Origin of the sequence: Acinetobacter sp. ACIN00229 (genome assembly GCF_016106645.1) — a bacterium.
Taxonomy (GTDB): domain Bacteria; phylum Pseudomonadota; class Gammaproteobacteria; order Pseudomonadales; family Moraxellaceae; genus Acinetobacter; species Acinetobacter oleivorans.
This window is the reverse complement of the sequence record NZ_JADWOM010000007.1, coordinates 46,435-66,574: the sequence shown is the minus strand read 5'-3', so window position 1 is coordinate 66,574 and position 20,140 is coordinate 46,435. Positions and strand designations below refer to the sequence as shown.

The 20,140-nt window shown below is 39.4% G+C and carries 19 protein-coding genes; 10 read left to right on the top strand and 9 right to left on the bottom strand.

Features of this window, described 5'->3' with window-relative positions; genetic code table 11:
- Positions 1–7: 7 nt before the first annotated feature.
- Positions 8–787 (top strand): tetratricopeptide repeat protein, encoded by a 780-nt coding sequence (locus I7H67_RS08130; RefSeq protein WP_198307551.1) that lies wholly within the window; start codon positions 8–10, stop codon positions 785–787.
- Positions 788–798: 11 nt separating this feature from the next.
- On the opposite strand, the gene I7H67_RS08125 is transcribed toward I7H67_RS08130, so the two are convergent.
- Both I7H67_RS08125 and I7H67_RS08120 read right to left on the bottom strand, forming a co-directional pair.
- Positions 799–1,326, bottom strand: a complete 528-nt coding sequence (locus I7H67_RS08125; RefSeq protein ID WP_013198864.1) for a hypothetical protein — start codon at positions 1,324–1,326, stop codon at positions 799–801.
- Positions 1,327–1,448: 122 nt separating this feature from the next.
- Entirely contained in the window at positions 1,449–2,030 is a 582-nt protein-coding gene (locus tag I7H67_RS08120; protein WP_198307550.1) for a TetR/AcrR family transcriptional regulator, read from the bottom strand.
- 164 nt (positions 2,031–2,194) lie between these two features.
- On the opposite strand from I7H67_RS08120, the gene I7H67_RS08115 reads away from it, so the two are divergent.
- Positions 2,195–2,362 (top strand): hypothetical protein, encoded by a 168-nt coding sequence (locus tag I7H67_RS08115; RefSeq protein WP_198307549.1) that lies wholly within the window; start codon positions 2,195–2,197, stop codon positions 2,360–2,362.
- A 356-nt stretch (positions 2,363–2,718) separates the two neighbouring features.
- Here the strand turns inward: I7H67_RS08115 and I7H67_RS08110 are convergent, their stop codons facing one another.
- The 4 genes from I7H67_RS08110 to I7H67_RS08095 all read right to left on the bottom strand — a co-directional run bounded on the left by I7H67_RS08110 (position 2,719) and on the right by I7H67_RS08095 (position 6,688).
- Entirely contained in the window at positions 2,719–3,210 is a 492-nt protein-coding gene (locus I7H67_RS08110; RefSeq protein ID WP_004794389.1) for a flavin reductase, read from the bottom strand.
- 187 nt (positions 3,211–3,397) lie between these two features.
- Positions 3,398–4,441, bottom strand: coding sequence for a methionine synthase (locus I7H67_RS08105; RefSeq protein ID WP_004703605.1), 1,044 nt, complete (start codon positions 4,439–4,441; stop codon positions 3,398–3,400).
- A 21-nt stretch (positions 4,442–4,462) separates the two neighbouring features.
- Entirely contained in the window at positions 4,463–5,449 is a 987-nt protein-coding gene (locus I7H67_RS08100) for a DUF1852 domain-containing protein (RefSeq protein WP_151767449.1), read from the bottom strand.
- Between the two features lie 366 nt (positions 5,450–5,815).
- Entirely contained in the window at positions 5,816–6,688 is an 873-nt protein-coding gene (locus tag I7H67_RS08095) for a LysR family transcriptional regulator (RefSeq protein WP_198307548.1), read from the bottom strand.
- 255 nt (positions 6,689–6,943) lie between these two features.
- Between I7H67_RS08095 and I7H67_RS08090 the strand changes: the two genes are divergently transcribed.
- Positions 6,944–7,552 (top strand): LysE family translocator, encoded by a 609-nt coding sequence (locus I7H67_RS08090; protein ID WP_198307547.1) that lies wholly within the window; start codon positions 6,944–6,946, stop codon positions 7,550–7,552.
- Positions 7,553–7,640: 88 nt separating this feature from the next.
- Here the strand turns inward: I7H67_RS08090 and I7H67_RS08085 are convergent, their stop codons facing one another.
- The gene (locus tag I7H67_RS08085) at positions 7,641–8,666 is read right to left on the bottom strand and encodes a fatty acid desaturase (RefSeq protein WP_198307613.1); all 1,026 of its coding nucleotides are present in this window, start codon (positions 8,664–8,666) and stop codon (positions 7,641–7,643) included.
- A gap of 216 nt (positions 8,667–8,882) precedes the next feature.
- Here I7H67_RS08085 and I7H67_RS08080 point away from each other — a divergent pair, with 216 nt between their 5' ends.
- On the top strand, positions 8,883–9,890 hold the full coding sequence (locus tag I7H67_RS08080; protein ID WP_151799259.1) for an AraC family transcriptional regulator: 1,008 nt from the start codon (positions 8,883–8,885) through the stop codon (positions 9,888–9,890).
- 60 nt (positions 9,891–9,950) lie between these two features.
- Here I7H67_RS08080 and I7H67_RS08075 read toward each other — a convergent pair whose 3' ends face one another.
- Positions 9,951–11,318, bottom strand: coding sequence for an amidohydrolase (locus I7H67_RS08075; RefSeq protein ID WP_198307546.1), 1,368 nt, complete (start codon positions 11,316–11,318; stop codon positions 9,951–9,953).
- Positions 11,319–11,351: 33 nt separating this feature from the next.
- Positions 11,352–12,737, bottom strand: a complete 1,386-nt coding sequence (locus tag I7H67_RS08070) for a long-chain fatty acid transporter (RefSeq protein ID WP_198307545.1) — start codon at positions 12,735–12,737, stop codon at positions 11,352–11,354.
- A gap of 298 nt (positions 12,738–13,035) precedes the next feature.
- Between I7H67_RS08070 and I7H67_RS08065 the strand changes: the two genes are divergently transcribed.
- From I7H67_RS08065 to tcuB, 6 genes are all read left to right on the top strand, one after another.
- Positions 13,036–13,965 (top strand): LysR family transcriptional regulator, encoded by a 930-nt coding sequence (locus tag I7H67_RS08065; RefSeq protein WP_005302915.1) that lies wholly within the window; start codon positions 13,036–13,038, stop codon positions 13,963–13,965.
- A 279-nt stretch (positions 13,966–14,244) separates the two neighbouring features.
- The gene (locus tag I7H67_RS08060; RefSeq protein ID WP_009390595.1) at positions 14,245–15,555 is read left to right on the top strand and encodes an MFS transporter; all 1,311 of its coding nucleotides are present in this window, start codon (positions 14,245–14,247) and stop codon (positions 15,553–15,555) included.
- A gap of 89 nt (positions 15,556–15,644) precedes the next feature.
- Positions 15,645–16,439 (top strand): substrate-binding domain-containing protein, encoded by a 795-nt coding sequence (locus tag I7H67_RS08055; protein WP_005302913.1) that lies wholly within the window; start codon positions 15,645–15,647, stop codon positions 16,437–16,439.
- Positions 16,440–16,570: 131 nt separating this feature from the next.
- Positions 16,571–17,500 (top strand): LysR family transcriptional regulator, encoded by a 930-nt coding sequence (locus I7H67_RS08050; protein ID WP_004773590.1) that lies wholly within the window; start codon positions 16,571–16,573, stop codon positions 17,498–17,500.
- Positions 17,501–17,603: 103 nt separating this feature from the next.
- A complete protein-coding gene (gene tcuA, locus I7H67_RS08045) occupies positions 17,604–19,010 on the top strand; it encodes an FAD-dependent tricarballylate dehydrogenase TcuA (protein WP_151826910.1) in 1,407 nt (468 codons plus the stop codon).
- A complete protein-coding gene (gene tcuB, locus I7H67_RS08040; RefSeq protein WP_198307544.1) occupies positions 19,000–20,133 on the top strand; it encodes a tricarballylate utilization 4Fe-4S protein TcuB in 1,134 nt (377 codons plus the stop codon). Before tcuA ends, tcuB begins: the two co-directional genes overlap by 11 nt.
- The last annotated feature ends 7 nt before the right edge of the window (positions 20,134–20,140 follow it).

The following is a 20,140-nucleotide window of genomic DNA, read 5'->3' as shown; positions in this document are numbered from 1 at the left end:
ATATATTATGAATTTAAAGTATTTAATGATTTCTAGCCTCATAAGTATATTTTTATTAGGTAGTGCAGGCTGCTCAGAACCGATTCCACAACAAAATAGAACTCAAAATGAAGCAAGTCAATTATATGAACAAGGTGGTAAATATTTCTTAGGTAAAGATGCTCCTAAAGATTACCAAAAAGCTTTTTCTTATTTCCAAATGGCAGCTGAAAAAGGCTTACCTATTGCACAAAATGATTTAGCAGGAATGTATTCCAAAGGAATAGGTACCCCGAAAAATGAAGAAAAAGCTTACTATTGGTATGAGAAAGCTGCTAAAAACAATTTCCCGGAAGCTCAATATAATTTGGGTTTGATGTACGATAATGGCTATTATGTAAATAAAGATCGATCAAAAGCTTTAGAATTTTATAAATTATCTTCTGATCAAGGATATGCTAAGGCTCAATATAATCTAGCAAATGCTTATCTTTCAGGGAATGGAATAAATAAAGATATTAATTTAGCTCTAGAATTATATAAGAAAGCTGCGGATCAAAATCTTTCTGAAGCTCAATATAATTTAGCAAATATTTATTCTGATGGCAGTCTAGTTAAACAAGATAATGAAAAAGCTCTAGAGTTATATACAAAGGTAGCAGAAAAAGGCGTACCTGAGGCTCAAAATAACCTCGCCTATATGTATGCTAATGTTTACTCAGATTATGAAAAAGCAAAATTTTGGTTCCAAAAATCTGCCGACAATGGATATGAGCCAGCAAAAGAAGCTTTAGAACAGTTCCAATAGTTCTAAGTAATTTACTTTTTAGAAGTCACCATCAAATATACAATTAATCCAATTAAGACCAAGAATATTAACTGAATCTCTAAAAAAAGGTTTATCATCCATGAGTTTCTAAATGATAAACCTTTTTTTGTTATTAATATTTTCGATTTTTTTGTGTCTGGTGAAATAAAAACTTTTATTTCATTCTTTTTCTTTATCTCATTAAATATAGATACATTTTGGTCTTTCATCTCATCACAATTCTCAGAAATAAACAATCTATATACAACCAAAAAATCTTTTTCTTCTGATTTATAAACTTTATTTTGATATGTATATTGATACCTTATATCTCCACGAGCACTTCTATCCATTCCTCGTCGCCAATATTTTCTTTTACAATAAACGTTATAATCTAAAATTTCATAATCTTTTATCTCAATCCAGTCAGGATGAAATAATTTAAAAACTTTTGATTGTAGGTTAAAAGATGAAGTTACAACTAATAAAATAAGAAAAACAGCTAGTAAGGATAAAATAATTTTTATAAATAATTTCATTATTGATATATCCCAACCTAAATAATGACTCTCAAATTAATATATAAAATAATATATAAACATATTTTATAAACCCTTAGCGGGTAAATATTAGCATAAAAATAAAATTTTATTGAATAACCTTAAGTATAGTCACCGTATACTATTTTATTATTTCCCCTCCCCCAAAACTTCTCCAACACTACATCCCTTTCATCCAAACTGTTTGAGCTTAAAACTTGTAGCATCAAGCCATCAATCAGGTTTAAAACCATGTTGGCATCGGGATTAAATGCATTGGTCTCCAAACTAAAGACCAAATCAAAAAGCTCTCGAATTAGCCATTTTCGATATTCAACCGCCATGCGATAAGCTGTGGGGTAAAGCTGTTTTATTTCAAATATGGCTTTAAACAAAAGGTGGTAAAGGCTATTTACCTCGACATGTAAACGCACAATTTCTTTGAGTTTCTCGCTTGGTTTTGAGTAGCGGTGTGAGTAGACAATTGCGAGTACTTCTTCTTTCAGTCTACTTTTTTGAAAGCTTATGCAGGTTTCAACGAGCTTTTCTTTCGAGTGAAAGTAGTTATAAAGCGTGGCTTTGGGAATTTTAGTTTCTTTGGCAATTAAGTCTACGCCCGTGTTGTGAAATCCATAGATGTTAAATAGATCTACTGCGCTATGAATAACTTTTAATTTTTTTGAAGCCGTTTCTAAAGGTGGCATAGTTTTACCATTATAAAAATAAGTTGTTATGTCTCGCTGAGATAAAAAGCCTGTGCCCTTTCTGGGAGAAAAAAAGGCACAGCAAAGCCGTAAGACGGTGCTTGGCACATCTCAAGTTTTATTGTTGATATAAGTTTTTAGTCGTGACGAGCTAAAGCTTTAAAATGTATTTTCAATTAAATAGTTTTAAAGATGAGCTAAAGGATATTGGAATAAAAGGCTTGGCAATGGTTGCCAATAAAATAGAAATGTTGCGCATGAGCGACTCCTTAGGTAAAAGAAGTCCTACCGCATTACTGTCAAATAATGGTGGCAGAACGAAAGAGGGTTGACAGACTGAACCTAAGAATCAGCACACCCGAGGGTGTCCCCCTTCCGTCCTACCGCAACAAAAAAAGGGGGACGAACGAGTCTACATTAAAAAAACAAGTTTTTTCAATGTACTTAGGTTCTGGCCTGTCAAAGCCAGCTGGCAATGTAGGCCAGCACGCAAAGCATAATTCGAGAGTTGATAGGTGTCAATGTAGCTTTTATGACAAGTATTTAAATTTATTATTATTTTTCATTAGATTAACTTAATTATTATTTTAGATATTATATTTAATTGTATTTTTTAAATTAAGCGATCCATGCTTATTCATTTCTATCTTTTAACTTTTAATGTGTGAGTGCACAGCGGAAAGTCGGTTTAGACAATTTCCGTCTGCCCCACTTGGTGATAAGCACGATTAAAATAAACCAAACTTTGGTCATGCTGGCTTTGTTTAATCGCAACAATCGGACAAATAAGAATGGTATGTGTGCCGACTTGTTGAATTTGTTCAATCTCACAATCGAAACTGACCAACGCATCATCTAACACAGGTGAACCTGTTTCTAACTCAATCCATTCACCATGTTTAAAGCGTTCTTCTGGCGTGAGCTTAGATGAAAATGCTTTTGAAATATGTTCGTGGTGTGCGCCTAAAACATTCACAGTTAAGATTTTATTATCTAGGAAATGTGCATGTGAACTCGCAGATTGGTTCATACACACCAATAATGTCGGAGGTGTGTCAGTCACACTACAAACAGCAGAGGCAGTAAATCCAAAACGGCCAGACATGCCTGCCGTAGTCACAACACTAACCGCACTTGTGAGTAAAGACATTGCATTTCTAAAGTCTGTTGCTTGAACCATGACATTATTCCTAAATTGAATCGTACCTTGTCCTGAGTGTTTGCTATACCGCCCAACTCCATCAGGAAGGTACTTTATCGACATGAGTCCTGATTAGAACTACATGTAGTAAGTAAAATGAGGGTTACTTGTTTGATTATCAACTGCCATCAAAAAAGTAACCCTTTATACCACTTATTGGTAAATATTAAGCAGTAAGATCAAAACCAGTAAGTTCTCTGCGAACGATTTCTGCACCTGCAGTTAAGGCATTTAGCTTGCCACGTGCCACTTCACGAGAAAGAGGTGCCATACCGCAGTTTGTGCAAGGGTAAAGCTTGTCAGCATCTACAAACTGAAGCGCTTTACGAAGTGTGTTTGCCACTTCTTCTGGTGTTTCAATTTGATTAGATGCAACATCAATTGCACCGACCATCACTTTTTTACCGCGAATGAGTTCGAGTAAATCGATAGGCACATGTGAGTTGTGACATTCTAACGAGATAATATCGATGTTAGATTTTTGCAGTTTCGGGAAAGCTTCTTCGTACTGGCGCCATTCTGAACCTAATGTCTTTTTCCAGTCAGTGTTAGCTTTAATGCCGTAACCATAGCAAATGTGGACCGCAGTTTCACACTTAAGACCTTCAATTGCACGCTCTAAAGTCGCAACGCCCCAATCATTTACTTCATCAAAGAAGACGTTAAATGCAGGTTCGTCAAACTGAATGATGTCTACACCAGCAGCTTCTAACTCACGCGCTTCTTGGTTCAAAATTTTTGCGAATTCCCAAGCAAGTTTTTCACGGCTCTTGTAGTGACCATCGTAAAGCGTATCGATCATGGTCATTGGGCCAGGTAATGCCCACTTAATTGGTTGATCAGTTTGCTGACGTAAAAACTTAGCGTCTTCAACAAACACAGGCTTTTGACGAGACACCGCACCCACTACAGACGGCACGCTTGCATCGTAACGGTCACGAATTCGAACTGTTTCGCGCTTCTCAAAATCTACGCCATTTAAGTGTTCAATAAACGTAGTCACAAAGTGTTGGCGGGTTTGTTCACCATCGCTCACAATGTCGATGCCAGCAAGGCGCTGTTCGTGCAACGCTAAACGTAACGCGTCTTTTTTACCTTCAAGCAGACCTTCGTTTTCGAGTTTCCAAGGCGACCAAAGCTTTTCAGGTTCTGCAAGCCAAGATGGTTTAGGTAAGCTGCCAGCAGTTGAAGTCGGTAGTAATTTTTTCATGATCAATGACCTATATGTTGATTAGTTAAGAGCGTAATTAGCAGACCACTGCTCAAGAATCGCTTGGTATGGTTTGATAAATTGCTCTTCAACAAACTTCCCTTGCTCAATAGCGAGGCGGCTACGTTCTTCACGGTCATACACAATTCGAGTAAGTGAGTAATCTTGGTTCTTTAAGCTTGGCTGATAAGACTGTCCAGCAACTGAATTTGCGTTGTAAATTTCAGGGCGGTAAATCTTTTGGAACGATTCCATGGTGCTGATGGTGCTGATCAACTCAAGGTTGGTGTAATCACTCAGCAAATCACCAGTAAAATAGAACGCCAAAGGTGCAGCACTGTTTTTCGGCATGAAATAGCGAACTTTTAAGCCCATTTTTTGGAAATATTCATCAGTGAGTGAATAGTCTTCTTGCTTGTATTCCACACCCAAAACAGGATGTTCATTTTCAGTACGGTGGTACTCTTTAGTGGTTGAAACGCTTAAGCAAATCACAGGTGCTTTTTTAAAGTTGGCTTTGTAAGTTTCAGAGTTAATAAAGCTCTTAAATAAGTTACCGTGCAATTCACCAAACTTCTCTGGAGTACTGAAAGTAGACTTGTTTTTGTTGTGATCTAACAACAGCACACTAAAGTCATAGTCACGTACATAAGACGAGAAGTTGTTACCTACAATACCTTCGATGCGCTCATTAGTTTTCTTATCAACAATATTGGTTTTCAATATTTCGATTAAAGGAAGCCCGCTAGTACGATTTTCGGCATCAATGTTCATTTCAACTGAAATGATTTCAAGTTCAACGCCGTAGCGGTCACCTTTAGGGTTGTCCCAATGAGCTAAGGCATTAAAACGATTGTCGATCATCTGTAAGGTGTTGCGCAGATTCTCTTCACGGCTCATCCCTCTCGCTAAGTTAGCAAAGTTGGTTGTAATACGCGTATTGTCTGCTGGACGATAGTTTTCATCGAAACAAATACTCTTAATCGTAAATGTAAATTCTTTACTCATTTTGATCAGTACCCTAATTTCTGAGATAAACCTAAAAATATTTCGAGCTCTTTTTAAACTTTCCAGCCTTGTCAGATTTGTGCCTTAAGGTCTTATCAAAAGTGAATGACTGGAACGCTTCAGAGCGTGAATAGATTTATACCGCAATCACAACATGAATAAAAATGATTTAGTCTCATTCAAAACTGAGTGAAATTCATGTTTAGGGTTTAATAAAGAAGTATGAAGCTAAATATTTTTCATCTTTGGGAATTTTAGACAGCAGAAATTCATTATACGGCGCTCACAAACCACCTTTAAAAATTCAAATATTTATTATTATTTTCAATATGTTAATCCATAAAAATTTAGAGAGAATGGCTAGATCTAAAGTAATTTATGCTGACTCTCATTCATCTCTGCTTTTAGCCATTCTAAAAATATGGTTTTACGTGAATCTTCCTCAAAAGCACTATGAGAAAGTAAAAAATAGGCTGAATTATCTTGTACAACAGGTGAAATTTTTTTCAGTAAGTTCCACTCAAGTTCTTTTTCAATCATATAAATTGAGATGATTGTTGCGCCAAGTCCTGCCAAACAGCCTTCTAAACATAGATAAAAATGTTCGAGTTCAACTTTGGTGTAGCCTTTTAAACTCTGCTTTAATTCAACAATGCGACTAATGCTTGTGAAAAAATTGGGTCTAGAGGTCGAGATCAGTACGTCGGTTGTTTCCGATGGCTTGGTTGCTTGAACTAGAGCGATATATTCATCGGCAATCTTTTCACTATAGATATGCTCTCCCCAATCAAAATCATTTCTACGAATCGCGATATCAATATTATCTTTTTCAAAATCGACCACCCCACCTGCTGTGAGCAGCACAACCTCAAAATCATGACCGAGCTTTTTAAATTTTGATAAACGCGGAATGAGCCACTTCATGGAAAGAGTGGGTTCGCACGACAAAACCAGTTGCTTGTTGTGAGTTTTAGGCTGGCTTAGCTCTATTAAACATTCATCGAGTTGACCAAACACCTGATGGCAACAACTCAATAAAGTTTCACCCTGCTCGGTCATCACAAGTGTTTTATTTTTTCGGTCGAACAAAGTCGTATTTAAAGCTTCTTCTAAATTATAAATTTGTTTACTGACCGCACTTTGCGTCACAAATAATTTCTTTGCAGCTAAAGTGACGCTGCCATACTTCGCCACAAAGTAGAAAAATTTTAATGAATTCAGCGATATTCTTTCAATCATTCCAAAAACTCATAAATGTGTAGTCGTTTTTATCGATTTTTATTTCTAGGTTTCTGTTCAAAATAAAAATCATCTTGATTAGGCCCTATTTTAGATGATGAAAAACATATTGGATATCGATATCTATCTTCGCAAACCTAAAGCCCAAGCATCTCTTACAAAAAGAAGAGCAATTTTAAGTAGTGTTTTCGCTCTCTTACATGCATTCCAAAAAGTACAGATGAACTCCCTCGTTTTCAGTGAGGGTACAAGATAATGGCAGAGTTTATTGCGGTTATTTTAATTACGATTTTGGCAGTGGTAAGTCCCGGAGCTGACTTTGCGATTGTCACCAAAAATAGTTATCTGTACGGTAGAAGAATAGGTGTGTTCACTTCACTCGGGATATCGCTTGGCGTGTTGGTACATGTAACCTATACGTTAGTTGCCGTTGCCTTTGTGATGACTTATACGCCGCAAATTTTAAATATTGTTAAGTACATTGGTGCGCTTTACCTGATCTACATTGGCTATAAAACCTTTACTCAAAAACCTGTTTTAGACACTGCTGCTTTAACTGCTATAGGTAGTTTGCAAGCCATAAAATACGGCTTTTTTACCAATGCCCTGAACCCTAAAACCACACTATTTGTGATTAGTACCTATACCCAAATTGTGAGCTTAACCACGCCTAAAACCATTCTTTTGGCTTATGGCTTTTTTATGTCATTTGCGCATTTCATATGGTTTTCACTTGTGGCTGTGCTTTTCTCTTCCATGCTATTGAGACAGAAAATGTTAGCCAAGCAAGTGCAAATTAATAAGGTGATTGGTTCAATTTTATGTGTTTTAGGCGTGATTCTGCTTTTTACTAAGTTTCAGTAAAACTTTTTAATTTTTAAGAAACTGTAGAGTGTGGACTGAGTCCTGTGTACAGAACTCAGTCCATTCAAGCGAGTTAAGAATCTATTTTTTAAGTATTCGATTCAGATAAATTATTTACATTCCAACGATTTGCTCTTTTAAAGGTTCCGACATCGTTAAACCGTACTCCCATATCACGCATGACTTTATGGGCAACGGGCGCGGTCATTTGTCGAATATAGAATGGTTCTTTCACCACAAAATGATGGATGGCATGTGTCGAACCAAAGTTAAAGCAAAAGAGTTGGAACGGCATCATCCACCACGGTGTTAACACTTGAGTTTGTTGAATGACATTACCCAATTCAACATCACCGTAGTAATGCATGTTGCTTGTCACAAAGTGCAGGCAGAAGGTACGCAGCACATTTGGCGCAATCCACACCACAGTCAGAATATTAATCACATGCATAACATTTAGGGTTGTAGCTGACCACGAAATCGGTGCATTTGCCAAGCTTGAAACCATATCAACTGCATGGAAACCTAAGAAGATATACCAAAGAGACCAATGAATAATTCCAAGTGGAAAATAAGCTAAGAACGCACGTTTAAAAATAACTTTTCTAACAGTCCAATTGATTGCAGCAATAATGCGTAGCAAAACTGCAAAGCCATTATCACCGATGGCGACGAGTCGGCGTATGCTCCACTGCTCTCCATTGGTGAGCGCTCTTTCTTCTAAATCAACTTCAGTGCCTGAATTTTTATGGTGATTAAAATGAAGCTCACGGCGTTTCCATGGGTTAATGGTACTTGGGCGAGCTAACCACACTAATCCCATCATTAAATGATGTGCCCATGGTTTTTTTCTAAAATACATCCAGTGAATGAGGTCGTGTTCTAACTCATGGGTAAGAGATGCAAAAAACGCAATAATTGGAATTGCGAACCACGCTGAAAGCTGATGATTGATATAGAGTACAGCCGTAGCAATCATTCCAACAAGGGAAACAAATAGAATCATCGCTCCTATTGCGTTTTGATGGTTCAAAATGGGATGGCGCTTGCGTAAAGCCACACCTTCCGCTGTGACTACTTTTTTAATGTGTTCCGTTTTTTCGCTATCGCTCATTCCAGCAGGATTTTTATATATGTAGGTCATCCGTTATTCCTCAGTTTTCTCATATCCCTACTCTATTTATATCTACCTTTGTATGCTTAGCTCGAAACGCCAATCTATTGGCTATGGATGCCAAAATAGTAAGATTCAAAACAAACAAAAGATTTTTTAGTTTTGAATCTTTTATACTGCTCACAGGAATATGAGTCACAAGTTATAGGACATAACATGCCACAGACAGCAACGGCACTGGCTAGCTGGGTTAAAGCGATTCAAAAAGCGCTTGAGAAAGCAGGTGTGGATAGCCAACCTTTATTAAAACAAGCAGGTTTAGATGTTCAGGCCCTAAATGATCCAGATGCACGCTATTCATTAAAAAACACAGCAACTTTATGGAAATTAGCCGTTCAAGCGACTCAGGACTCGTGCTTTGGCCTTAAAGTTGCCAGCCAAGTCAATCAAAATACATTTCATGTGTTGGGCCATTCACTCATTACCAGCACCACACTAAAAGAAATGTTTTTAAGAATTATTCGTTACTTTCGTATAGTGACCGACATTCCTGAACTTGAGTTTTATGGCGAGGGAAAAAATCATTATTTCGTTATTCATGTTCCCGACGAAGTTCAACCCGAATCTATCGATGCTTTTATCTCTGTTTTTATTCGTTCAAGTCGTGCGTTACAAGGTTCTGTTTTTTCGCCCTTACGTATTGAATTAAGACGCTCAGAGCCACAAGATTTAGAAACTTTTCAGAGCATTTTAAAAGCCCCGATTGTGTTTAATGCACCCAAAGACATGATTGTGTTTGACACAGCCACCATAGAGCAGCCTTTAGATGGTGGGAATCCTAGCCTCACTCAAGAATATGATGAGATTATTAATCGTTATCTCGCTCGGTTTGATAAAGAAAATATATTGGCTCGTGTGAAAGTAAAACTCATTGAAAAATTATCTACAGGTGACTTTCAACAGCAAGACGTTGCAAAAAGTTTAGGCTTAAGTATACGCAGTCTGCAACGTAAGCTATCGGCAGAAAATACCTCTTATAGCGAGCTACTCGACAATACACGGCACGAACTCGCGTTGTCGTATATCAAAAACTCAAGCCACAATATTACTGAAATTGCCTATATTCTTGGCTTTACCGATGTGAGTAGTTTTACCCGTGCTTTTCGACGCTGGACAGATTTATCACCGCTACATTATCGGGAAAAACATCTGTCTTGTTCTTAAATTTTTAAAAATTTTAGATAAAAAAAGATGCCTCGATGTGCATCTTTTTTTATGAATATCTTATTTTTTATTTAACAGTTCGAGCATAGACACCGTGGTGACTTTAGCCCCGACAGGCAAGGCTTTTAAATCTACAACATAGTTCGGACTATGCGGAATATAAGGCACAGGTTTGCCTTGCTTGACTGCATTAGCAAACACAACCGGATCTGCCACGCCAATGAACATAAAGTTAAACGGAATGTCTTTTTGATCACCTAACAAATGGTGAACATCTTCAGAACCCATAACGGCGGGATATTCAGTTAGAACATGTTTGTCGCCTAGCAAAGCTTTTAGTGGTCCATTTAAACGCGCAGAGAATTCTTTATTATTGACTACAGGCGTACTTGAACCCTTAAAGGTAAAAGTAGGCAATTGATCTTTACCCATGCCCTGCATTTCGGCAGCACCTTCACTCATGAACTTAATGTTATTTAACATGGTTTCGCGTATTTTTGGATCAAACCAACGCAAGTTCATTTTGACCAGTGCAGTAGAAGGAATCACATTATTCGAATTTCCGGCTTGGATCGAGCCAATCGATAAAACTGCTGCTTGTTGAGGGTCGACTGCGTTACCCATAATAGTTTGATATTGAGTTACTGCATTTGCCGCCATACTAATTGGATTTTTGGTTAGCATTGGTAATGACCCATGCCCACCCACGCCTTTAAATAAAACATCGAGCTGATCGGTTCCCGCCATGCGTGGTCCCGGTGCATTGATTACGACTCCAACAGGTGCAGGTGTGGTATGTACTGCAAAGAAATAATCAGGTTTTGGTAAGTTGTATTTTGTCCATAAACCGTCAGTCACCATGGCTTTAGCACCCGTTATAGGCTCTTCAGCAGGTTGTGCGACTAAAATAATAGTTCCGCTCCATTCCTTTTTTAAAGCGACTAAGGTTTTTGCCATGCTGAGCATCCATGTCACATGTGCATCATGACCACACATATGTGCAACAGGTGTTTCGGTTCCATCGTCGAGTTTTACCCGCACTTTACTTGCATAAGGTAAGCCAGTCGCTTCTTGAACAGTATTGGCATCCATATCGGCACGGTACATGACCGCTGGCCCATTACCATTTTTTAAAATGCCAACCACACCTGTCTTGGCTATTCCAGTTTTAACATCAAACCCTAATGACTTAAGCTCTTTGGCAACAATGGCAGAAGTACGCGTTTCCATAAACCCAAGTTCAGGGTGTTCATGAATATCTTTATAAACCTTACTTAACCATTCTGTTTGTCCATCAATAATCGTTAACGCTTTTTGTGAGACAGTAGGTAAATTAGATGGGTTTACTTCGGCATGAAGGACAGTTCCATAGCCTGCAATCAAAGTCGATAACCCTAAAAATATGCCGTTTTTGATGATTTTATTCATGTAATTAAAACCTTATAAATTAATCATTTAATTTTAAAATTTATATCCTATTTTTAAGCCATAGCTTATAGAGTGATTATCCTTAAACTCACCCACATAATAGTCACTGCCTGCCTGTGCGCCAAGCTGAGCTTTTGCATCGCCTAACCAGTAATATTTCACACCACCAGAAATAAAGTATTGCAATGTTGGACTGTATTGGGCTCCCACTCCTAAGTTGTAATATCCCTTGGTTGGGCCACCCGTTGAAACTTTATCGCCAGCTCCCGAGTCCCAGCCCACTGATACAGAACCTAGCCATTTAGGTGAAAAACGTTGCCCTAGTCCTAAATTTAAAGTCCACTGGTCATCATCATAACGAACCAAATTAAATCCTTCTGGACGACTCGGTGTTGATAATCCCCCAATAACTTTTGAAATTTCACCAAAACGGTAAGGTTGTAGCGCCAAATCACTCCAATTTACCCAGCGCAAGCTCCCAAACAATAAAGTTCCTTGACGTAAACCTGTTTGAAACTCTAAATTCACTGAGTTTGGAGATTTAAATTTGGTTGTGCCAGAGCCTTCGCTATTGGGTAACTCTGAAATAATATGATTTAAATAGTTTTTCTTTTGCTCGGTCATTTGCCCGATAGAAATCATATAGTCGAGATGTTGGCTAACTAAATCACGTCCTTGCTGAGTCGTTAACATATCAATTAACGGCGCATTTTCAGTTGCGTTTACTTTGTGGGTAATAGCAGAACGATAGGTAAGCGAAACTTTAACGGCCTTTTCAGGAATTTGATAAGCCAGTCCAGCTAACCAGCCCCAATCACCCACAGTTTTAGTTTGAAAGTCATAACCATTATAAAGACTAAATACATTGCCTCTTAAATTGACCTGACTTTTGAAAGTTTGATAAACCGGCCCTGCAAAAATATTCCAGTTTTTATTAGGCTGATATCCCGCAATGAAGCTAAAACTTTGAATATCAAATTTCGATTTAGCATTTCCTGTGGGAACTTGACCAGAAGTAGCATTTGCAAGGCTTGTAGTCGTAATACCGGGAAGCATAACTGTGTCTTTCGGCGTTGCGACAAAGCCATTTACACCAGAATATTCTGTGTCAGCCCCAAAAGGCTGATCGTAAAGCAACCCAAATGAATACTGCGGTGCAAGCTGAAATTTTAAAGCCGCAGTCGGCCGATAATCTGTATTGGCAATATCTGAAATTGACTGATGTGAAGGGTTAGTACCAGATTCCACTCCTTTTAAATCAGTATCTGTCACACCAAGACTTGCTTCAAAGTAATTTCCCGGTTGTAAAAATGCTGATACGGATTGGCCTGTTTTATCAAATGCAGCAGCCTGTAATGCACTTGTACAAATTGAAGCGATTCCCAATACGAATGTTCTATTTCTTACTACAAAAATCATGGATCCATCCTGGATTTTTTTATTTTGATTGTTCACTTTATTTAGATTTTGAGTGGTGCGCTTAGCCCCAAACGCCAATTCGTTGACTGTGGATGCCATATTTAAAAATTATACGATTGCCTCTCTGAAGTGGGATAAGTTCCTTTGAACTCAAGATTAAAGACGACAAAGATTTAAAACTTTCAGATAATTTTTTAAGAAACTTTTGTATTTATTGCTGTTAATATTAAAGCACATGATAGATTTCCCAATCCTTCATATCTCTATAAATCAAGGATGATGAGCGAATACATTTATTATGGAAATCAAACAAATAAAATATTTTTTGACTGTAGTTGAAGCAGGTAGTATTGGTAAAGCTGCCCAAAAACTCGATGTTGGCGCTTCGGCCATTAGTCAGCAAATTAGTAAGCTAGAACAAGAGTTAAGCATTCGCTTATTACAGCGTAATGCTTTTGGCGTCACGCCTACGCCAGCGGGTCTGGCCTTTTTAAAACACTCTCAACTTATTTTGCGTCAAGTTAACTTCGCAATAGATGCTGCGCATTCAGCTCGGCTTTCAGGCCATGTCAGCCTTGGTTTTCCGCCAACTATTACTGCTTTAATTGGCATCCCTTTAATGAAACTTATGTCTGAACGCTATCCAGACATTCGTCTAGAAATTGTCGAGACGCTTTCAGGTAACCTGATTCAGTCGATTAATTCGCGTCAGCTTGATATTGCCATTATTTTTACCAATGAAATTGATAAACAGTGGTCAATACAGCCTTTGGTCCGCGAACAAATGTATTTAATGGCACGCAAAGAAGTGCTTGAAAAATACGGTCTTGCCGACTGTATCAAAAGCGGAATTATTCAGTCGCAGCAAATTGGCGATATTCCGTTAGTGTTGCCACGTCAGCGTCATAGCTTAAGAAAATTGCTTGAGCATAAGATTGGGCAGCTTAATGTTGTCTATGAAATTGATGGTCTACACTTACTCATGGATAGCCTGATTCACCTCGACCTTGCCAGCGTCCGCCCCGGAAGTGCTTGTCTACAAGAGTATAAACATAAGCTTCAACTACTAAAATTGATCGATCCTGAAGTTGAGCGAATCAATTACTTAGTCAGTCTTGCCGAAGAAGAATTATCACCTGCTGCACTCGCTGCAAAATCGGCAATTAAAGCCTGTGTAAAAGAGTTGATTCAAAACCAAATATGGCCGTGTTCTGAAATTATTTTATAAAGGGTCATTAATTTTATTAAATACCTAATTAATTTTGCCCTCTCACTCCCTCCTGCCGTTTGAGATTACATTTTCATCTGAATGATAAGTGAATTTCTGTTTATCGACTTATAGATGTGTAGTTTGAACTGGAAACAAGGCATCACATTTTCTACGAAGGATACCTTTAAATCTCATCTCTAACCCATTTCCTATTTAGGTTTATTGAATGAGTCAATTTTAAAGCCCTCAATTGAAGATCGTGAATGTTTCCATTTTGTCAGGCCAAGGAGGTCTCCAATGGATGTCGTGAATAACCGTAGGGCTACTTTTAAAAAAATATTAAATGTAACGAGTGGCAACTTTTTAGAACAGTACGATTTTTTTCTTTTTGGTTTCTATGCTACTTATATCGCAGCAAAATTTTTCCACTCTGAAAATGAATATGTCTCTTTAATGATGACATTTACCGTATTTGCTGCGGGTTTTCTTATGCGTCCTCTCGGCGCTATTTTCTTAGGCGCTTATGTCGACAGAGTTGGTCGACGTAAAGGTCTTATTGTGACTTTAAGCCTTATGGCAATCGGAACCATCTTAATTACCTTTGTACCGGGTTATGAAACCATTGGTATTATTGCGCCAATTTTGGTGGTGATTGGACGTCTATTACAAGGCTTCTCGGCAGGTGTTGAATCTGGTGGTGTATCGATTTATCTAGCTGAAATTGCAACAGATAAAAACCGTGGATTTATCACAAGCTGGCAATCTGGCAGCCAACAAATTGCGGTTGTATTTGCAGCATTACTTGGCTACTGGCTCAACACCATTTTAACTACTGCTCAAGTGGGTGAATGGGGCTGGCGCATTCCGTTCTTAATTGGTTGTTTGATTATTCCTTTAATCTTCTTATTCCGCCGTACGTTAGAAGAAACTGAAGACTTTAAAGCGCAAAAAACTCATCCATCGACCAAAGAAATTTTCAGCACGCTTGCGAGTAACTGGCGCATCGTACTTGCGGGCATGATGATGAGCGCCATGACCACAACCACGTTCTATTTCATTACGGTTTACACCACTGTGTATGCAAAACGTACTCTAGAAATGTCGGTAACGGATAGCCTTTTAGCAACCGTATTTGTGGGTTTATCGAATTTCTTCTGGTTACCAATGGGTGGTTTACTTTCAGACAAAATTGGTCGTCGTCCAGTTTTAGTCGGCATTACAACCCTTGCCATCTTTACAACTTATCCAGTTTTAAGCTGGTTAGTGAGTGACATTAGCTTTACCAATCTAATTATTACGCTTGCTTACTTCTCATTCTTCTTTGGTATGTACAACGGCACCATGGTCGCAACACTTGCCGAAGTAATGCCAAAACGTGTACGTACAGTTGGCTTCTCTTTAGCGTTCAGCCTTGCAGCCGCTATTTTTGGTGGTATGACTCCAATGGCTTGTACGTACCTTGTCGAAAACACAGGCAATGCAAGCACACCAGCATTCTGGCTGATGTTAGCAGCGGTATGTAGCTTAATCTCAAGCTTATATCTATGTCGTGGTTCTAAGCAGAAGAATGCAGACCCAATTGCTGAACCTGCGAAGGTTAGCGCTTAAAACAACAACGACTTAACCTGAAATTTTAATGAACAGTACGGCGCATGTTGCAGCCGTACTGTGCTCTCCTATCATTAAAGCGAGATACTATGAAAAAGTCCCCTATCTTCATGACCATTTGCTTAGCTGGTGCAGGTTTAGGCTCAACGCTTGCTAACGCAGATACACTCGAAGTGATTAGCTCAGGCGGTTTCTATTCATCTATGGAAAAACTCATTCCAATATTTGAAAAGCAAACTGGTCACACGGTTCACCTTTCGTCTGGTTCATCAATGGGTGCATCACCAACTGCAATTCCAAATCGACTCGATCGTGGTGAACATTTTGATGTGGTGGTGTTGGCTGCTCCTGAACTGAACAAGCTTGCAGAAAAAGGTTATGTAGACCCAAGTTCACAAAGTGCTTTAGTCAATTCAAGCATCGGCATGGCTGTGCCTAAAGGCGCGCCAAAACCAGATATTAGCTCTGCGGCAAAATTCGAAAAAGTTTTATTAAATGCTAAGCACATAGGCTATTCAGCAAGTGCGAGCGGCACGCATCTTGAAAAAGATGTTTTTCCAAGCTTCCCACCTGTCGAATACAAAGTGATTTCTGGTAAAGCAGAAAAAGTAGTCGGTGACCGTGTTGCAAAACGTATTGCTGAAGGTCAGTTCGATATTGGTTTCCAGCAAATTAGTGAAATCAAACCTTTTACTGGCCAATATGGTCAAGTTGATTTAGTCGGTCCAATTCCTGCGCCTTATCAAAAAGTCACTGTATTTGCAGCGGGCATTGGTAAAAACTCTGAACATGAAAAAGTCGCAAAAGAACTCATCAAATTTGTGAAGTCACCACAAGCAACACAAATTATTGAAGAACAGGGTCTTGAGCAGGTTAAACAATAAAAGCTCTAAAAGGCAACATCTTGAGGTGATGTTGCCTTTACTCTGTTGGTGGTTTACTCAGCGTAATAGAACAAAATGTATAGCGATAAACCAGTGTAGAATAACCAATAAAGGACAATGTAGTATTTGCCGTGGAACTCAAACAATTAAAGTATTTTATTGCGGTGATCGAATCAGGAAGCTTGGGTAAAGCTGCAAAAAATCTCGATATTGGAACTTCTGCATTAAGTCAGCAAATCTCAAAATTAGAAAGCGAGCTTTCGATTCGCCTGTTACAACGCACCGCTTTGGGAACGGTTCCCACCCCTGCGGGTTTAGCTTTTTTTCAACAGGTTCAACTGGCGCTTAGACACTTAGACCATGCCGTAGACTCTGCACATTCTTCACGCCTAAGTGGTCATGTCACCGTCGGTTTTTCGCCAAGTGTCGCGTCGGTTATTGGCACCCACTTTTTAAAACTCATGAGAAACCGTTATCCCGACATTAAAGTCCGTTTAATTGAAGGCTTATCGGGTGACTTAAAAGCTTTAGTTAATGCAAGGCAGCTCGATGTTGCCATCATCTTTAGTGATGATGTCGACCCACAGTGGGCCATACAGCCTTTAGTCAAAGAACAGATGTTTTTAATTTCGCCTAAAGAAGTGCTTAGTCAATACCATCTTGAAAGCTGCATAGACACTCAAACCATTACTCATTCACAGCTGAAAGAACTTCCCCTGATTTTACCGAGTCAACGACATGGACTGCGTTTGTTGCTCGAACAGAAAATTCATCAGCTTAAAGTGGCCTATGAAATTGATGGGCTACATTTGTTAATGGAAAGCATTAGCCAACTCGAAATGGCAACCATCCAACCTGCGGGCGCATCGTTAAACTCACGGCAAGACCTATGTTTACTGCGCATTGTAGAACCTGCCATTGAACGCATTAACTATTTAATTAGTCTGTCTGAAGAAGAACTCTCGCCTGCTACTTTAGCCACGAAAGTAGTGATTCGTGCTTGTGTGACCAACCTGATTAATGAAAAACGCTGGCCCGGTGCGAAACTCATAAACACTTAAGCCATTAGTGTTTATTTTTACTAAACACCCATTCAAGCTTAGCCTCTCACTTCATCATCCCTTTTAAAGCTACATTAGCCTTAGCTGAGAAAGGGAGAAATCCATGCATGATGTGATTGTAATTGGTGGTGGGAATGCCGCACTGTGTGCCGCGCTCACGGCAAAAGAAAGTGGCGCGTCTGTGCTGGTCATAGAGGCAGCACCTAAAGAATGGCGTGGTGGTAACTCACAACACACTCGTAATCTCCGTTGCATGCATGATGCTCCTCAAGATGTATTGGTCGATGCCTACCCAGAAGAAGAATATTGGCAAGACCTACTTAAAGTCACTGCTGGAAAAACTAATGAGCACTTAGCTCGTCTGGTCATTCGTAGCACGGCAACATGTCGCGACTGGATGCGTAAACATGGTGTGAATTTTCAGCCGCCACTATCGGGTGCTTTGCATGTTGCACGTACCAATGCCTTTTTTATGGGTGGCGGTAAAGCCCTCATTAATGCGTATTACCGTAGTGCCCAAGAACTTGGCATTGAGATTTTATACAACACAAAAATTAAAGATCTAAAGTTAAACCAAGGACATTTTGAAGCTGCAATTGCGGAAGATGGCCGTGTGTTTAAAGCGAAAAGCTGTGTATTGGCCGCAGGTGGTTTTGAGTCAAATCTGGAATGGTTAAGAGAAGCATGGGGACAAAATGAAAACGGCGAATGGCCTGCCGATAATTTCATTATTCGTGGAACCCGCTTTAATCAGGGCAACTTGCTCAAATTTATGATAGATCAAGGCGCCGATATTATTGGTGACCCATCACAATCGCATTGCGTCGCTGTAGATGCACGCGCACCGTTATATGATGGCGGCATCTGCACCCGTATTGACTGCGTTTCACTGGGTATTGTGGTCAATAACAAAGCCGAACGTTTTTACGATGAAGGCGAAGACTTCTGGCCAAAACGTTATGCGATTTGGGGACGTCTTGTTGCCAAACAGCCTCAGCAAATCGCCTATTCGATTATCGACTCAAAGGCGATTGGTCGCTTTATGCCGCCTGTGTTTGCGGGGGTAAAAGCAAATAGCATTCAAGAACTGGCCGAAAAAATCGGGCTAGATGCAAAAACCTTCTGTCACACGGTAGAAGAATTTAACCAAGCCTGCGTACAAGGCACCTTTAACCATACGGTTTTAGATGATTGCACTACCCAAAATATTGTTCCCAACAAAACCCATTGGGCGGTTCCTCTCGATCGTCCACCGTTCTATGCCTATGCGCTTAAACCCGGCATTACCTTTACCTATTTAGGTTTAAAAGTCGAAGACGATGCTGCTGTACGTTTTAACAATAAAGCCAGCCGCAACCTGTTTGTTGCAGGTGAAATGATGGCAGGTAACGTACTCGGTCAGGGTTATACCGCAGGGGTCGGCATGTCGATTGGCACAACGTTTGGACGCATTGCCGGAAAAAATGCAGCCCACTACGCACTTTCACAAGGAGTTGAACATGAATGCTAGTACTAAAGCCCTGATTCCAGTTGTTCAGCTCTCTGATCATGAGCAGGAAGTTCAAAGAGCGCTACAGATTTGTAATGCTTGTCGTTACTGTGAGTCGTTTTGTGCTGTGTTTGCTGCCATGACTAAGCGTCTTGAGTTTAATCAAGCCGATATTCATTACCTCGCAAACCTGTGCCATAACTGTGGTGCTTGTTTACACGCTTGCCAATATGCCCCGCCGCATGAGTTTGGTGTCAATATTCCAAAAGCGATGGCACAAGTACGTTTGGAAACTTACCAAGAGTTTGCGACCCCGCAGCCTTTAGGTCGACTTTATAAGTCTGTTGGGATTCCTTTTGTTTCGGCGTTATCAGCTATTTTCTTTTTATGCATGTTAGCTGTGGTGTGGTACAAAGGCACCGACCTATTTGCAGGCTATCAAGGTAATTTCTATGCGATTTTCCCGCATAACTTTTTGGCTCTACTGTTTGGAGCGACCTTTACAGTTGCGATTGTTCTGCTCGGTATTGGGATTAGCAAATTCTGGCGACAAACATCTAAAGTCATTCATGGCAAAGTTGAGAAACCAGACCTCATTCAAGCCACCCAAAATGTATTAACGCTTAAATATTTAGATGGTGGGCATGGCAAAGGCTGTAATGAACAAGATGACCATTACACACAAATCCGCCGTGTGTTCCATCACCTGACGTTTTATGGCTTTATGCTTTGCTTTGCAGCCACAGGCGTAGCGACTTTATATCACTATTTTCTTAACCTGCATGCGCCTTACCCTATCTTTAGCTTGCCTGTTATTTTAGGTACGTTGGGTGGGTTTGGCTTAGTGATTGGACCATCTGGTTTGCTTTATTTAAACCTTAAACGTCATCCATTACATGGTGACCGCGAGCAAAAACCTGTAGATCGAGGCTTTATTTTCCTTTTAATTTTAGTCAGTGCTTCAGGGTTAGCACTCATGGCATTTCGCAATACACCTTACATGGCACTTTTACTGATTTTCCATTTAGCCACGGTCATGACGTTTTTTATTACCATGCCATTTGGAAAGTTCGCACACGGTTTTTACCGCAGCGCCTCTTTACTCAAATTTGCCATCGAAGAACGTATGTCTAAAAAGTCATAATTTCATT

Excerpts from the sequence above, each read along its gene's own strand:
- I7H67_RS08065 (WP_005302915.1), top strand. The coding sequence starts at position 13,036 with ATGGAAATCAAACAAATAAAATATTTTTTGACTGTAGTTGAAGCAGGT.
- I7H67_RS08115 (WP_198307549.1), top strand. The coding sequence starts at position 2,195 with ATGTATTTTCAATTAAATAGTTTTAAAGATGAGCTAAAGGATATTGGA.
- I7H67_RS08090 (WP_198307547.1), top strand. The coding sequence starts at position 6,944 with ATGGCAGAGTTTATTGCGGTTATTTTAATTACGATTTTGGCAGTGGTA.
- I7H67_RS08100 (WP_151767449.1), bottom strand. The coding sequence starts at position 5,449 with ATGAGTAAAGAATTTACATTTACGATTAAGAGTATTTGTTTCGATGAA.
- I7H67_RS08070 (WP_198307545.1), bottom strand. The coding sequence starts at position 12,737 with ATGATTTTTGTAGTAAGAAATAGAACATTCGTATTGGGAATCGCTTCA.
- I7H67_RS08105 (WP_004703605.1), bottom strand. The coding sequence starts at position 4,441 with ATGAAAAAATTACTACCGACTTCAACTGCTGGCAGCTTACCTAAACCA.
- I7H67_RS08060 (WP_009390595.1), top strand. The coding sequence starts at position 14,245 with ATGGATGTCGTGAATAACCGTAGGGCTACTTTTAAAAAAATATTAAAT.
- I7H67_RS08125 (WP_013198864.1), bottom strand. The coding sequence starts at position 1,326 with ATGAAATTATTTATAAAAATTATTTTATCCTTACTAGCTGTTTTTCTT.
- tcuA (WP_151826910.1), top strand. The coding sequence starts at position 17,604 with ATGCATGATGTGATTGTAATTGGTGGTGGGAATGCCGCACTGTGTGCC.
- tcuB (WP_198307544.1), top strand. The coding sequence starts at position 19,000 with ATGAATGCTAGTACTAAAGCCCTGATTCCAGTTGTTCAGCTCTCTGAT.
- I7H67_RS08095 (WP_198307548.1), bottom strand. The coding sequence starts at position 6,688 with ATGATTGAAAGAATATCGCTGAATTCATTAAAATTTTTCTACTTTGTG.
- I7H67_RS08075 (WP_198307546.1), bottom strand. The coding sequence starts at position 11,318 with ATGAATAAAATCATCAAAAACGGCATATTTTTAGGGTTATCGACTTTG.
- I7H67_RS08110 (WP_004794389.1), bottom strand. The coding sequence starts at position 3,210 with ATGGTTCAAGCAACAGACTTTAGAAATGCAATGTCTTTACTCACAAGT.
- I7H67_RS08085 (WP_198307613.1), bottom strand. The coding sequence starts at position 8,666 with ATGAGCGATAGCGAAAAAACGGAACACATTAAAAAAGTAGTCACAGCG.
- I7H67_RS08120 (WP_198307550.1), bottom strand. The coding sequence starts at position 2,030 with ATGCCACCTTTAGAAACGGCTTCAAAAAAATTAAAAGTTATTCATAGC.
- I7H67_RS08130 (WP_198307551.1), top strand. The coding sequence starts at position 8 with ATGAATTTAAAGTATTTAATGATTTCTAGCCTCATAAGTATATTTTTA.
- I7H67_RS08055 (WP_005302913.1), top strand. The coding sequence starts at position 15,645 with ATGAAAAAGTCCCCTATCTTCATGACCATTTGCTTAGCTGGTGCAGGT.
- I7H67_RS08080 (WP_151799259.1), top strand. The coding sequence starts at position 8,883 with ATGCCACAGACAGCAACGGCACTGGCTAGCTGGGTTAAAGCGATTCAA.